Below are 14,759 nucleotides of genomic sequence, written 5' to 3'. Positions count from 1 at the left end.
AACCATGAAACACGCAGACAAAATTCACCCTTCAATGTATTTAGAAAAATCACTGTTTATTCGCACTCTGATGCTGCTGTGCTTTTGCTTTTCTGGAGTGGCGTTTGCGCAGAATTTTCCATTGTGGGGAATCATTCATAACAGCACGACTGTAGCAAATCAAACTATTGCTTTGGGTGTCAATCCCGCGGGAAACTTGAACACACCTGGTGGTTCGGGAACTGTAGCAAATAATGCGAATACCCTGAATACAACACCCGTAGGGTCTGTTGGGACTGCTTATAAATGGGGTGGGGGTAGACCAATTTCAGGTAATGGCACCAATTATCCCGCTGGTTGGTACGATGGTACCGCCCCTGGTCGCAAATGGGAGGGGTGGGGTGCTAGTGGGGTGTTGCCAGTATCTGGAACGCCTATTGCTGGTTATGCCTCGGTGGATGCCGGCGGTGTATCGGCCAACATCACTGTTAAAAGTTTTGTGGTTGACTCCACCAGTATTAAATCGACCGTGTGGATTAGTGATCCAGCAGACACCTCAAAAGCACCCTTGCTGGAGGTCACGCATGTGTATGGACCCACCAGCGGGACCACCAACCCCAATCTATTTCAGGCCTTAGTCACTATCACCAATATCTCGGGCGGCACTCTGACGGATGTGCGCTATCGCCGCATCATGGACTGGGATATGTTGAATAATTTGACTACTGTATTGACTGATCAGGTTGGGGTAGCTGCTTCATATGCGAGTGCTTATACCCCGAAGATTTATGACTCTTGCGATAACGGCGGATCTTGGTACTCCATTACGCCCAACCCTACCATCAACTGCCAACCAGCACCATTGCCAGTAACGACATCAACCCATGTGGATTTCACGGGCATAGGGGGTCGCATTAATAATCAAGACACTAATTTGGGTGCGTCATTTACCTTTCAGTTCGGTGACTTACTTTGTAATGAGTCTGCCATTTTCTACATTTATTACGGAGCAGGCGCCTCTCGAACAGAGGTGATTAATGCTTTAACTACTGTAGGTGCCGGTATTTACTCTTTAGGATATGACCCACTTTATCCAACGATTGCTTTCGGTTTTGGTTTTAAAGGCGTGAGTGGTTCAGCGGTGGCCCCATCCTTGCCAACCAAAACCGCATCTTTGCCAGCAGGTAGCAGCACTCGATCCGATGTTTGGCAAACGTATGCTCCGCCTGTGATCGGCGATGGCACGATTTATCAAGCACTCTTTGAATACCAAAAGGATAAACAGTGGATTGGAGAAATCAAGCGCTATCAATTGGATGCCAGTGGTGCCATTACTGCAGACCCGCCTGTTACGGCTCAAAGTAAATTATTTGCTCGTGCAAGTGGCACTGGTTCCTATTCATCTGGTGGCAGATCTATTTGGACTGTAGGTTACGACCCTTTATGTATGTCTAGCGCACTGCCTTTGGACAGCAACTACAACAATATGACTACAGGCAATACTGCCAAACTAGAGAGTCTGCTTTACAACTGCCCAGCCACTAGCAGTACAGCTACCACTCAAAACCTGATCAACTTTGTACGTGGTTTTAATTCTTCATGGGAGGAGAGTTCGGCACAAACAGCAGTGCGTACCTCTGTCTTGGGTGACACCTATCATTCGGAGATGGTGTTAGTAGGCATTCCGAATGCACCCTGGAGTTCGGACGTGGCTACCTTTGGTAAGTCGGAAGCTTACTTTAGATATCAATACAACTACAGCTCTTTCATAGATAGTAATGCCAGTCGCCGCTCCCAACTCTACGTTGGCGCAAATGATGGCATGCTACATGCCTTTGATTTGGATTTGAATGAGCGTTGGGCGTTTATTCCGCCATCAGTAACGCCTATGCTTAGAAATATGACAGGTACTACAGGACTGAATGCGGGCTCGGGAACCAGTAATAGTATTTTTAGTGTTGACGGACCGATTACCGTGAAGGATGTGTACTTTTACGGTGAGGCTAAATGGAAGACGGTCTTGATGGGTGGTCTAGGGTGGGGTGGGAATAGTTATTACGCTCTAGACATTACCAACCCAGACGCACCGGCACATTTATTTACCGTCAACAATGACACAGCCAATAAAGTGATTAACTATTGGGATGCCAGTGGTAAAAAGTCGACCTTTGCCTACAGCACGAGCTGCAGCAATTTTGATTATTCCAAGCTTGGCGGCGCTTGGTCTCGCCCGGTGATTATGTTGTTGCCATACACAAAGGGCTCAACGAGCCAACGCTGGGTTGCTGTCTTTGGCGGTGGCTTTGCTGGCGGCGCTTCATCATCTGGCACTACTGCTGCTAGTTCATACGGTTCTTATGCTTACGTGCTAGAACTTGAGCCGGATGCCTCCTTAACCACTGCATCTTGTGGTGCAACAGGTTCGAGTGTGGTGGCCTCTACAGGCGGTCACGTATTGGCGGCAACGCCGGTGGCGAACGACACGACATCAAACATTCCGAATGGTGTCACTGCAGACTTGACCGTCATCACCGGAGATGGCACATCATTGGCAAATTATTACGGGGGAATTGCTTATTTCACAGACTTGCAGGGTAAGCTTTGGAAATACAACCTCAGTAAAGCCAGTCTGTCGGATGCGAACGCTGGCCTCTTTACCCTCTACGAGTCATTCTTAGATCAGGCCACTTTAGCCAATGATCGAATGGCTTATAACCAATTGGGATCGACCATTGTGTCCGGAACCGCCACTGGCGGTGGATCGGTTAATCGCCTTTTTAATTTCTTTGGCTCTGGTGACCAGACTCGTCTACAAAGAAGGGTCTCAACCATTAATAATCGAGTTTTTGGTGTTATGGACACGGATTTTCCAGCAACCATCCTAAGCAAGACTAATCAAACCGTTAGTACTTTCACTAATGTCAATACCCAGCAATGCGATGTGAATAACTCTTGGTATGCCGATGTGTATGCAAAAACGGGTGTTAGTGCAGCAGCTGATTTTCAGAAAGTCGTCGGTAGGGCGGCCGTCTATAACAAGTATGTCTATTTCTCGGCCTATCAGCCTGAGGCGGCGTCATGCCCTTTGTATGGCACCAGTCGCCTTATTGAGATGACTGATAGTTGTGCTACGGGTAGCGGTGGTTCGGTGATAGGCCAAGGCTTGGCAACCCAGCCCGTGGTCGACTCTAAAGGCAATATTTATGTTGGTATGAGTAATCTGGCGCCTGGTAGTTCTCTACCATCTGGCCGGGATAATTTAGCCAAGCTCAGTTCAAGTAATGCATCGTCTACAGGGCGCGTGAAATACAAGTCTTGGCGTGAAAAAAGGGTATATTGAGCATTGCTTACTATATAGTTATCGATAAATATGTTTTTGTTTTTGACTGCTTTAGATGAATAACCCTTTTCAGCCGCTAATGCGGTTCTTTATCGATTTATTAAGCAAATACTCCGTCAAGCAAGAAGACGTAGTGGGGGTAGATATCACCCCTAATTTCATACGAGTAGCGCAGCTTACAGAAAATCGTGGCCATTGGCTACTCGAAAAGGTTGGCTCTAAATACGTCAGCGACAAAGCTAGTCTTGCTGATGTTCATGCGAATCATGATTTGTATGTCAATAAGTTACGGGAGCTGATTGATGGTGCCAAGTTAGAAACTCCTAATGTAGCAATCTCCATACCGATTACGAGTGCGATTGTGCGCACCGTCACGCTACCTTTGATGAGTGATGAAGAAATTCAGAGTGCGATTGAATACGACAGTTTGTGGAGCAACATCATTCAACTGGCGGAGAAATTAGAAGAGTACTCTATCTTTTGGCAAGTGATTCGTCGCAATGCTTCAGACAATACGATGGAATTGTTGTTTGTAGCATCTAAGTTGACTGAAATTAATCAGTATGTGCAAATTGCTACTAAGGCAGGCCTTAACCCAGTAGTGGTTGATGTTCGCTGCTTTGCGATCCGTAACGCCCTTAAAACTCAAAAGCAACGCTCTATCAACACAACGGCTCTGATTGAATTTGGGCCGAATGAAAACTACGTATTGATTGTGACGGAGGATGCGCCCTTTATCTACGATATATATGTATCGGAAGCAGACCGCTTGCTGATTGAGAATGGCGTGCCAGTGGGTGAGGCTGGTGATCGTTTGTATGACCGCTTATCTGGTCAAATTCGTCAGGCATTTAGGGCCTACGAGACTAAGGTTGGATCGAATCTCATCGAGAAAGTATTGCTAGTTTCGCCAATTTCCGATGTTGGCGAGTTATTAGTGCAAATGAAAAAATGTCTAGATGGGTATCGAGTGGAATTATTCGATCCTTTAGACGATTTAATGGTTCCCGAAAATCTGCAAAAGACCATTCATGCGGAAAAGAATCTTTCCGTGTTTAGCTCGGCCATTGGCTTAGCAACACGAAAAGTTGATATCTTTGGCTACTACAAATATGTTACTGGCGTTAATAACGTCAACTTGTTGCCCAACCGCGATACCGTTCGCAATGCCGAAAAGCGAAAGGTTTTGTCCAAATTAGGTATGAGGGCTGTTGGTGCGCTGATCGCCATATTTGTATTGCTAACCTTGGTGAATCAATTTTTCTCCTCTGGCACCTCTGATCCGCAATACCAAAAAGCGGTGCGCCTAGAGGAGGATGTCAAGATTAAAGAAAATATCTTGACCAAACTGACGGCGCAACGGGCGCGCTATACCCAAATGCTGCAAGCAAGCAATGAATTTAAATCGAATCAGGCCAGCACCTACAAAATGCTAAACGCTATAAATGGGGTTGTGCCTGGTGGTGTTTGGTTTACTGAGCTCAATTTTGACGATCCTTCAACTTTGGTGATTAAGGGTGATGCCGTCAATGATCAGTCGATTGTCAATTTAGTAGATCGCTTACAGGGATTGCCCGTAATAGCGCATGCCTCACTAAGCACGATGAGTATGGCCGCTACCACACAGTCGCCTGCACGTAGGGCTAGTGCGAGTTCATATAAGCGTTTTGAAGTGCGATGTGTGCTGAAATTAGATCAGCCCGCTGCTAACCAATCACCAGTATTACCAAAACGCAATTGAGATCCATATGAATCTTTCTGAATTAAAAAATCTCGATGTGGGGCTATTCTTCAAGAAATTATTGAACAATAATGCGTCTCTCAAGGGACCGCAGGCAAAAATTATTTTGTGGTCAGCGCTCGGCATTCTGATCTTCATTGCCTACATTGTTTTCGTATTTATGCCTTACCTAGCAGAGCGTGACGCGATTGAACATAAAATCGCCGCTATTCCAGAAATGGAAGCCAAAATTAAATATCTTGAGATTGCCAATCGAAAGGCTCACGAAGATTTGGTGCAAACCGAAATGAATTACATTGAGCTCAATCGCTTATTTAGTGTTGAGTCTGAACTGGAAGAGCTCTATCAGCGCTTGAGCCAAATGGCGACTTCGCAAGGTTTGACTATTACCTCTTTAGCAACTGATGGCGAAGAGGCTATTTATCCGGGTGGCAAGCCATTACCGGCTGGACAGGCTCCTAAAGCGCCTGGGGCACCTCCTGCACCAAGCAATGCTAATACAGCAAATAATTCTCAGGCTGCGCCTACAGCGCCACCCCTCTTTTATAGAATTAAATTAAAAGTAGAGATGTCAGGGAACTACAGCCGGTATATGCGCTATCGCAAGCTTTTGGCGGGCTTTGAAAAGAGTGTCAACATTGATAAAGAGCAAATTACCTTAGTTAGTGGTGATACTCATGGCTTAGTGCAAATTAAGGCACAGCTATCAACCTATCGTTTGCCTGAAAAACTACAAACTAAAGTGGCTATTGCTCCTCAGTCAGAAGTGTTTGCTAAAAGTGCGTTAGCCCTGGCACAAGAATTGATGATTCGTTTCAGTGATTACGTAATTCCCAATGTGAGAGCTGCTTCACCTAAGGCCAAAAACACTAAGAGTGACGCAGATGGAATTACTCAAAACGAAGAGGTAATTATTAATGGAAGTCCGGCGGATGCCGGTGGACGCGCTAATGAGCGTGACCCCTTTTCTAAGGCCTCCAGTGGCATGATCGAAGGTGGCCGCGACCCCAGATATTCACCCTTGGTTATGGCTGATCCACAGTCTTACATCATTATGGGTGTGGTGGTTTCCAATAGCGTGAAGGCGGCAATGATTCGGACGGATTTTCGGGAGAGTTTTGTGGTGAAGGTGGGCGATCGATTGGGTAACCAAGGCGGCATCATCTCCGATATTGATTTGGATGGTGTTATTTTGCGTCAACCTAACGGTAAGGTGAGATTGTTTTTGCAATCGCAGCCAGGACAATTTCCTGTCGCAGATCCAAATAAAGCTATTGGAGGTGCACGATGAATTTAGCGCGTCACTTTCTATGGGTTTTAATGACACTTTCGCTAGGGCTCTTGGTCGCATGTCAATCTGCTCCCCCTGAATCCAATTCGCAAATGCGTGAAAAGATGGGTTTAGATCCAGAGCAAATCATGGCTGATTTAGCTCCTAAAACACAAAAGACCTTGGAAATTGGTCCAAAAATCGATCGCAAACCAAATGAACAGTTAGATTCACAAAGACGTAATTTTATTAATGAGTCACAGCGGACTGAAGATGGTAAGTGGAAGTCATTTAATGTGACCTTGAATTTCGTTGATGTGGATATTCGAGAGCTGGCTCAAGCAATGACACAGGTATCGGGTGTCAATATATTGGTTGGCGATGAAGTTGAAGGCACTGTTACTGTAAAAATTACGAATGTGCCATGGGATAAGGCATTAGACAATATTTTACGTGTCAAAGGTTTATCCAAGAGTGTCGATAGCGAAGCGGGTATCATTCGCATCCAAAAACCAGAGACATTATTGGCGCGCGATGAATTTGAGCGCAAACGTTTAGAAGAAGTCAGCAAACAGCTGGCGGCCAAGCGAATTATCAGCACCCAGTACACAGAGATATTTCGCCTTTACTACACCAGACCAGCTAGAGTAAAACAGCAACTAGAAGCAATCTTTGGTGGAACTACACCTGCGGGTGCTGCTGCAGTACGTCCACCTGGTGGAATTATTGAAATTACCACTGATGAGCGAATTAATTCAGTCATCATCAAGGGCACTAAGAGTGAGATGGAGTTGGCGGCAAAGCTGATCTCCAAGTTAGATATTCGTACGCAGGAAGTACTCATCGAGGCTTTTGTTGTAGAGGCAACGGATGACTGGCAGCGCGAGCTTGGGGTTCGTCTGGGAGCTTATACCAATAGCTCAACAGGGAATTCTGGTCGTAGTTCTGTTGGTGGTGTAAATGGCTTGAATGTTGCACCAGGAGCAATTCAGTTGGGTACTGATACTGGTTCTGTTTTTAACCAGCCTGTTACGGGTTTGGCTAATCCCTTTGGTTTGGGCTATTTATATGAAACAACATCTAATGCGCTCAAGGTTGAATTAACGGCTTTGGAGCAACTCGATCTGTTAAAGATTATTTCTAACCCACACGTCTTTACGATGGATAACGAAGAGGCCGTGGTGATTGATGGTGTACAGATTCCGTACCCCGTTCCTGGTGTTGGTACTAATCAGATCACTTATGAGTTTAAAGATGCTGCTCTAAAATTGACGGTTACCCCAAGCGTAGTGGGTGATGGTAACCTTTACCTAAATATGGTGGTGAATAAAGATTCTCCAAACTACTCAACTTCTCCGCCTTCAATTAATAAGCGTGAAGTGCGCAGTAAATTATTAATTAAAGATGGCACAATTGCGGTAATTGGCGGTATCTATGACAATACGCAAGAAAATAAAACGATTAAAGTGCCATTATTAGGTGATATTCCGTATTTGGGAGCTTTGTTCCGTTACAACAAAAAAGTTGATAACAAAACGCAATTACTGGTCTTTATTGCCCCTAAGGTTCTTAATTAGTAATGGCTTCATTGTCAGACGTTTCTCAAGAAATGGCTCGATTCACTTTGGATCGCGGCTTAGTAAATTCTGCAAATTACAATATCGCTGAGCAACAAAGCCGCCAAAGCGGCAAGTTTCTGTATGACGTTCTAGTGCACTCTGGCTATGTGAGTGACGAGAAGGTAAAGGAGAGCCTTTCGCATTACTTGGATTTACCGCCTGCGCCAATGGCAATCTTGGAGGATTTCTCAAGCCATTATGCCGATGTGATTCCCAGAAACTATGTGATTGATAATCGGATTGTCCCTTTTGCTGCAAATGACAAAGAAATTTCTGTAGCAATTTCTGAGCCAAGTGCACTGCGCGGTATTAGTAGCGCCAAATTAATTACCGGCAAAAAAATTGTGGCAAATGTCATCTCTCCTATTGAGATGCAGCGTCTACTTGATCTAATCGCTTCGCAGAAATCCACAGACAGTAAGAGTGAAGCACATGGTTCTCCTTTGAGTGGGAGTGCCAATTCCACCGCAATTCAAATCAAAGATGCTTTGAAGACTAAAAAGAAGAGTAGCAATCTTTTTGGAGAAAAGGCTGCTAAGGAAGGCGCATTAGCTAGTGCCAAGACCACTTCAGGTCTAGCTGGTGCAAATCAAGACGACCAAGGTGGGCAAATTATTCTGTTTGTGAATGCCTTAATTTTTGATGCAGTTCAAAAAGGTGCCAGTGATATTCATATTGAGTTATATAAAGATGTGGCAACTCTGCGTTATAGAATCGATGGCGTTTTACAAGAAAGAAAAGAGCTAAAAGAATTCTTATTCAGCAATTATTCTGCCGTGACAACTCGCATCAAGATTATGGCAGCGCTTGATATCTCTGAAAAGCGATTGCCGCAAGATGGCGCCATTGTGACAGCACTCCCCAATAACCGCGACATTGACTTACGTGTCTCCGTATTGCCGACTGTTTATGGCGAGCGGATCGTGATGCGTATTCTAGATCGTGAAGGTGTCTCTTTTGACTTGGACCACCTTGGCTTTCCTGAGAAAGAATATAAGCAGCTGACCGATGCGATTGATGCCTCTCAGGGCATGGTTTTGGTGACGGGTCCAACAGGTTCCGGAAAATCTACCACTCTTTATGGTGCTTTGCGCAGGCTAAACAAGCCGGACATCAATATCTTGACTGCTGAAGATCCTGTGGAATTCACTGTGGATGGTATTGGGCAGGTGCAAATTCGGGATGATATTGGCCTGACTTTCTCACAAGCATTACGTTCATTTTTGCGTCAAGATCCTGAAGTAATTTTGGTGGGTGAGATTCGCGACAAAGATACGGCGGATATTTCGATTAAAGCTGCGCTCACAGGCCACTTGGTTTTATCCACCTTGCACGCGAATGATGCGATTAGTACCATTGTGCGTCTAGTCAATATGGGCATTCCTGGTTATTTGATTGGAGCGGCCCTGACATTAGTCGTTGCGCAGCGCTTAGCCAGAAAAATTTGCCCCCATTGCAAACAAGAACATACTGGTAATCATGAGGCCATATTGCTTGATTTAGGCTTTAGCCCTGAAGAGGCAAAGACAACTAAACCGTTTATTGGGGCGGGGTGTGACAAGTGCAACAACACGGGTTACAAAGGCCGCATGGGTATATATGAAGTTTTGCATATTAATGACAAGTTGCGTGCGGCCATTATTAATAATGAGCCAGCTACTACTTTACGTGAGATAGCGCTTCACGATGGATTTAGGCCAATTCAAGAAATTGGCAGAACAATGATTAAAGATGGCGTGTTAACTATCCATGAATTCCAACGCAATCTCATTTTTAATTAATTAAAAGCCTATGCCAGATTTCAATTGGAAAGGCATTAAAAATACCCAATACATCAGCGGGACGATCAGTGCCTTAACGCGTGATGAGGCTGCTTATAAGTTAAAAGAGGACGGGGTGATTATTACCCATCTCGTTAAGGGGGTGCGCGTAGAAGAGGAGGCTGAAAAAAAGGCCTTTAAGCTCAATTTTAAATTGAGCCTGCAGCGCAAAGTAAAGCTAGTCAGCATCATGATTGCCACCAAGAAAATGGCGACAATGTTGCGTTCAGGTTTGGCAATTTTGCCATCACTGGAAATGGTGCGAGATCAGGTAGAAGATCCTTTGCTGAAAAAAACGTTCGGGGAGATTTATCAAGATGTTGAGGCTGGCTCAAGCCTTTCAAAAGCGTTTGGAAAACACCCTGATATTTTTGATTCCATTTATATCAACTTAGTACGCGCTGGCGAATCAAGCGGTAGCTTAGATATCTTTTTGGATAAGTTGGTATTGAGTATTCGCAAGACAATTAAGATTCGTAAAAGTATTCAGTCCGCATTGCTTTATCCCACAATCTTGCTCATCGTAGCAACGATTGTGCTGGCCATCATGATGATCTTTGTTGTGCCAGTGTTTGCCCAAATGTTCGGTAGTATTGGCTCGCAGTTGCCAGCACCAACCTTAATGATTGTTAATTTAAGTAACTTTATTCGCGACCCCATGGGTGGTGGTGTATTAGCGGTACTTTTGATCGGTGGCATTGTTGCATTTCGGATGATCATTAAGAGAAATATCACCATTAGAAGAAAGTGGCATCAGTTGATATTGCGCATGCCCTTGATTGGCAATATGGCATTGCACTCCAATGTGGCTCAGGTGGCAATGGTATATGGAAACCTCACCAATGCTGGTGTGCCCGTGATTGAGGCCTTGGATATCACTGCTGAATCGAGTAAAAATGAAGTGATACGGGACGGTGTTCAGGAGGCTAAGCGGGGAGTTTTTTCTGGCGAACCACTTTCGGCTTTGTTGGGAAAAATTAAAGTGTTTCCCAGTGCGTTTTCTCAGTTAGTTTCTGTTGGTGAGCAAACAGGCAATATGGGTGAAATGTTAGAAACCATCAGCACTTATTATGAGGAAGAATTTGATTCCTCTGTAGAGAAGATGTCGCAAATGATGGAGCCCATCATGATTTGCTTTTTAGGTGGTGTGATTGGTTTTATTCTGGTGGCAATGTATTTACCTATTTTCAAAATGGGCCAGGTCGTTACGGGATAATGAGCCGTTTTATTATTTACCCAATAATCTTATTGCTCTTCGTGGGCAATATTGCTTTTGCTAGCCCGAATTATCAAGAAATCTCTTTGGCCAATCGTTACGAGTTAAGGCAGTCTTTAACATCAGAACCATTGCCATTCAGCTCTTTTGAGTCGGCCACTAAGGCTGTTGAGTGGATATCCTATCAGTCTCGTAATCTGCGCAACAAAATTCCAAATGAGTCTTTGCGACGTGAATGGTTACGGATGGTTCATTATGAATCGACCCGATTTAACTTAGACCCAGATTTGGTCCTGGCTCTAATTGAGGTGGAGAGTGGTTTTAATCGCTTTGCGATTTCTGGGGTCGGTGCGAGTGGCTTAATGCAAGTGATGCCATTTTGGAAGGACCTGATTGGTGATGCACGAGACTCTCTCTTTGATGTCCGTACTAATTTACGCTATGGCTGCATCATCTTGAAACACTATTTAGAAGTAGAGGGTCAAGATGTTGCTCGAGGTCTTGCGCGTTATAACGGTAGCCTTGGTCAAGATACCTATCCCAATATGGTGCTGGCAGTTTGGCGGTCTAAATATCGTTTTCCAGGGGGCTCATTGTGAAATTCTTCTTGAAAAGACCGAGACTATTTCTTTGTATATTAGCCCTACTTAATTTTGGAGTAGCCCACTTCATCAACAAGCTTTTAGGCACTCCCTGGGGCTGGCAAGAAACTCATTTAAATCTGGATAAGATGCCGGTGCTCAGTGATATTCTTGCGGCGCTTCAGTTTGCTTTATTTGCATTTACTTTGGATTGTGTATTCCGAATTTTAGTGATCCGTATTAATGCCAGAAAGCAGAAGAGACAAATCCCGGCAGTCTTAGTACAAGCGGGCACTATTCTAATTTATGCTTTGATGGGTCTATTGGGATTCATCCTTCTGTACGACCAATCCATCAGCACTCTTTTAGCTACCTCGGGAGCCATGGGTTTGGCTATTGGTTACGCGTTCCGTGACCTCATCGCTGATGTGGCCGCGAGCATTACGTTGCAGGCCGATCATTTGATTGCCATTGGTGATTGGGTCGAATATAACGAAAACGGTAACCTTGTTTCTGCGCGGATCAAAGAAATGGATCGACGCTACGTCACCTTGGAAACGAATGGTGATTTGAGGATGTATCGGATACCGAACAATCGTTTTTTAGCCCTGCAATTTACAAATATTAGTCAGCAAACTCAGCAAACCATACGTGAGGCAATTCTGCAGTTAGACATTCAATACAATGAAGACCGTATTCTAGAGGTTCTGGATGCTGCCCTAGAATACGTTTGTCGCAATACCCCGGAATTTACTGGCTGGTTTCGCAACTATGTTACGCAAGTGCAAACCGGCAGTGTGACCTATAAGATTCGTTATGAATGCGCTTCCGATTATTCCAATAATCAATCACGGCATTTAGTGCTGAAAAGTGTTTTGCGCTTTCTAAAATCCTCTGGCATTAATCTGGAATCCTCTATTCTGGTGCAATCGGTCCCATCATTGCATTCAAGTCATTTTCCTCCGCTTCAAAATGTTTATCCATTTGGCATTCTGAAGGTATTGAGCGAGGAAGAGGTAGCGCAACTTTCTGAAAATGCCACTTCTTTGCACTTTAACTCCGGACAGCAAATTATTCGTCGAGGAGAAATGGCTGACAGCATGTATATCATTGCTGAGGGCATCCTTGAGGTCGTCACTTACAAAGAGAATGGCGATAAAGTCATCTTAGCCACTTTATGGCCTGGCGACTGCGTGGGGGAGATGTCCTTATTAACTGGAGAGCCGCGTTCTGCGGATGTATTTGCTCGAGATAATGCGCACTTGATTGAAATTCATAAGCAAGACTTGGCACCAATTTTGCAAGCCAATTCTATTTTGGTTGAGCGTATTTCCAATCTATTGGCAATGCGTTTGGCTCAAAATGAAAAAACATTGAGCCTTGCAAATCAACAGGAAGTTGTGAATGAAAGACGCGAATCCCTCGCCAAGAAAATTATGAGCTTCTTTAGCAAGCTTTAATGAGCATCCTTACCTGAGCCGCCTAGGAATTTAGGGTAGTGCCAGTGGTATTTGTAGATTGCCAGACGCAGACAGATGATCAAGATAATGCTAAAGATAATGCTGAGGTAAACAGGTATGGCGCTGTACTCAAAATGGTTGGCGATCATTAATCCGCCAACTAAAAATAAGGCTCCAACTACTGCCACCTCTTCATAGATGACCCCCTTAAATGTGCTGGGCTCTTGATTAATCACAATATCTCTGAGCATACCGCCGCCAGCACAAGTAAGCGCTGCACAAATTGGCGCCCAGAACCATTGCAGATTTGAGGAAATCGATATCGCCGCACCTGTAATGGCTAATGCGGTGAATCCCAAGATGTCAGCATACTTTTTTGTTTTCTTAAATAGATCGCTTTTGTGCGCATCTTGATATACCGCAACAATCGACGATGTGAAGAGTACGACCAATAAAATTCCAAGCGGGTATGTTAGGTCTTTGACGTAATAAAAGGGCAAACGATCGCCGCCAATTAACAGATCTCTGAGGGTGCCACCTCCCACTCCCGACAAGAATGCGAGGATTAGGCGACCCCAGAGGTCGTAGCCCCGGTTGATCGCCTCTAGAACCCCAGATAGGGCATAAGTAAAGACACCGAAATACACCAAAATCTTAAATGCCAGCAGGCTGGTAGTGTTTGAAACATAAAACTTCGTAGCTTGGGTTAAAGGAGTGATATTTTTATCCTCTTTTTTAAGCGCATTCCAGATTTCATAAGTCCAAATACGCTCTGGTGTCGGGTTAATTCTCCCTGGGGATAGCAGGCGATTTACTTCAGCTTGATAACGCCCCAAATCGAAGAGGCCGAACTCATCGGGGTTTGCTGGTATCACGCCTAATACCGTTTCCAGCATGTGCTTTTGATGCTCTTTATTTAGTGTTGGCGCTTTGCGTTGGACAATTTCAACGGCAAGAGTAGGCGCTATGCGAGCCTCTTTCCAACCAGTACGAAGTGCTTTGGTTAACTTTACCAACTGCTCTCGAAAAACTGGAGAGTTCAGGCGATCAGTCATGACATATAGGCCATCCTCTATATGCGGAATGCCAAAAACTTCCGGATTAATGACAATCAGATCGGTTGAGGGAATTCCTTTTTCTAAAACTTGCCAATACTCGTTATACGTCATAGCTGTTGCACAAGCCACTTTTCCATCTATTAAATCTTGTCCATTGGGGGCTTGCTTCACAAGCTCTACTGAGCTTTTGGGGATGTCTAAGAGGTGTAGCATCTCGTTTACAACAGTTTCATCACCTAAATTCCAAACACCAATCTTTTTCCCGGTAATATCTTTAGGGGTAAACACTCCAGCGCTAATTCGGCATACTACCGATAGAGATGAGCCAGAAAATATCTGCGCGATATTGGTAACATGCTTGCCATCGGATGATAGGTTCCAGGCATTACCAAGCCAGGATACGGCGACATCGGCTCTACCTTCTTGTAGTTCGATAATGGGGTTGATATTGGGGCCACCCTCAATTAGGGTGACATGCAATCCCTGGTTTTCAAAATGCTTGCGCACTTGGGCAACATAAAATCCAGCAAACTGACTTTGATGCATCCATGCTAATTGCACCCGAATTGGATCGGAGATAGATTCTTTAGCATGACTAATTGAGAGTGGGGCAAGCAGCACAAGCCATAGCACTAAACACCGCAAGTAACGACTGAAAAATGTTGAGCGCATTAG

9 protein-coding genes are annotated in these 14,759 nt (G+C 44.7%); 8 read left to right on the top strand and 1 reads right to left on the bottom strand.

Annotated elements, in window-relative coordinates; all coding sequences use genetic code 11:
* Positions 1-4: 4 nt before the first annotated feature.
* The 8 genes from ICV39_RS08585 to ICV39_RS08550 all read left to right on the top strand — a co-directional run bounded on the left by ICV39_RS08585 (position 5) and on the right by ICV39_RS08550 (position 13,026).
* Positions 5-3,319, top strand: coding sequence for a pilus assembly protein (locus ICV39_RS08585; protein WP_215389675.1), 3,315 nt, complete (start codon positions 5-7; stop codon positions 3,317-3,319).
* Positions 3,320-3,398: 79 nt separating this feature from the next.
* Entirely contained in the window at positions 3,399-5,060 is a 1,662-nt protein-coding gene (pilM, locus tag ICV39_RS08580; protein WP_215389674.1) for a pilus assembly protein PilM, read from the top strand.
* 7 nt (positions 5,061-5,067) lie between these two features.
* Positions 5,068-6,351: a type II secretion system protein M gene (locus ICV39_RS08575; protein ID WP_215389673.1), complete on the top strand. Its 1,284-nt coding sequence runs from the start codon at positions 5,068-5,070 to the stop codon at positions 6,349-6,351.
* On the top strand, positions 6,348-7,907 hold the full coding sequence (pilQ, locus tag ICV39_RS08570) for a type IV pilus secretin PilQ (RefSeq protein ID WP_215389672.1): 1,560 nt from the start codon (positions 6,348-6,350) through the stop codon (positions 7,905-7,907). The genes ICV39_RS08575 and pilQ overlap by 4 nt, the downstream gene beginning before the upstream one ends.
* Before the next feature lie 2 nt (positions 7,908-7,909).
* On the top strand, positions 7,910-9,730 hold the full coding sequence (locus ICV39_RS08565; protein ID WP_215389671.1) for a GspE/PulE family protein: 1,821 nt from the start codon (positions 7,910-7,912) through the stop codon (positions 9,728-9,730).
* Positions 9,731-9,740: 10 nt separating this feature from the next.
* Positions 9,741-10,985, top strand: coding sequence for a type II secretion system F family protein (locus ICV39_RS08560; RefSeq protein WP_215389670.1), 1,245 nt, complete (start codon positions 9,741-9,743; stop codon positions 10,983-10,985).
* The gene (locus tag ICV39_RS08555) at positions 10,985-11,584 is read left to right on the top strand and encodes a lytic transglycosylase domain-containing protein (protein ID WP_215389669.1); all 600 of its coding nucleotides are present in this window, start codon (positions 10,985-10,987) and stop codon (positions 11,582-11,584) included. Before ICV39_RS08560 ends, ICV39_RS08555 begins: the two co-directional genes overlap by 1 nt.
* On the top strand, positions 11,581-13,026 hold the full coding sequence (locus tag ICV39_RS08550; protein ID WP_215389668.1) for a cyclic nucleotide-binding domain-containing protein: 1,446 nt from the start codon (positions 11,581-11,583) through the stop codon (positions 13,024-13,026). The genes ICV39_RS08555 and ICV39_RS08550 overlap by 4 nt, the downstream gene beginning before the upstream one ends.
* Here ICV39_RS08550 and ICV39_RS08545 read toward each other — a convergent pair.
* Entirely contained in the window at positions 13,023-14,756 is a 1,734-nt protein-coding gene (locus tag ICV39_RS08545) for a TRIC cation channel family protein (RefSeq protein ID WP_215389667.1), read from the bottom strand. The genes ICV39_RS08550 and ICV39_RS08545 overlap by 4 nt on opposite strands.
* Positions 14,757-14,759: the final 3 nt, after the last annotated feature.

Origin of the sequence: Polynucleobacter sp. MWH-UH25E, from assembly GCF_018687095.1 — a bacterium.
Taxonomy (GTDB): Bacteria; Pseudomonadota; Gammaproteobacteria; order Burkholderiales; family Burkholderiaceae; genus Polynucleobacter.
This window is presented reverse-complemented; position numbering and strand designations above follow the sequence as displayed.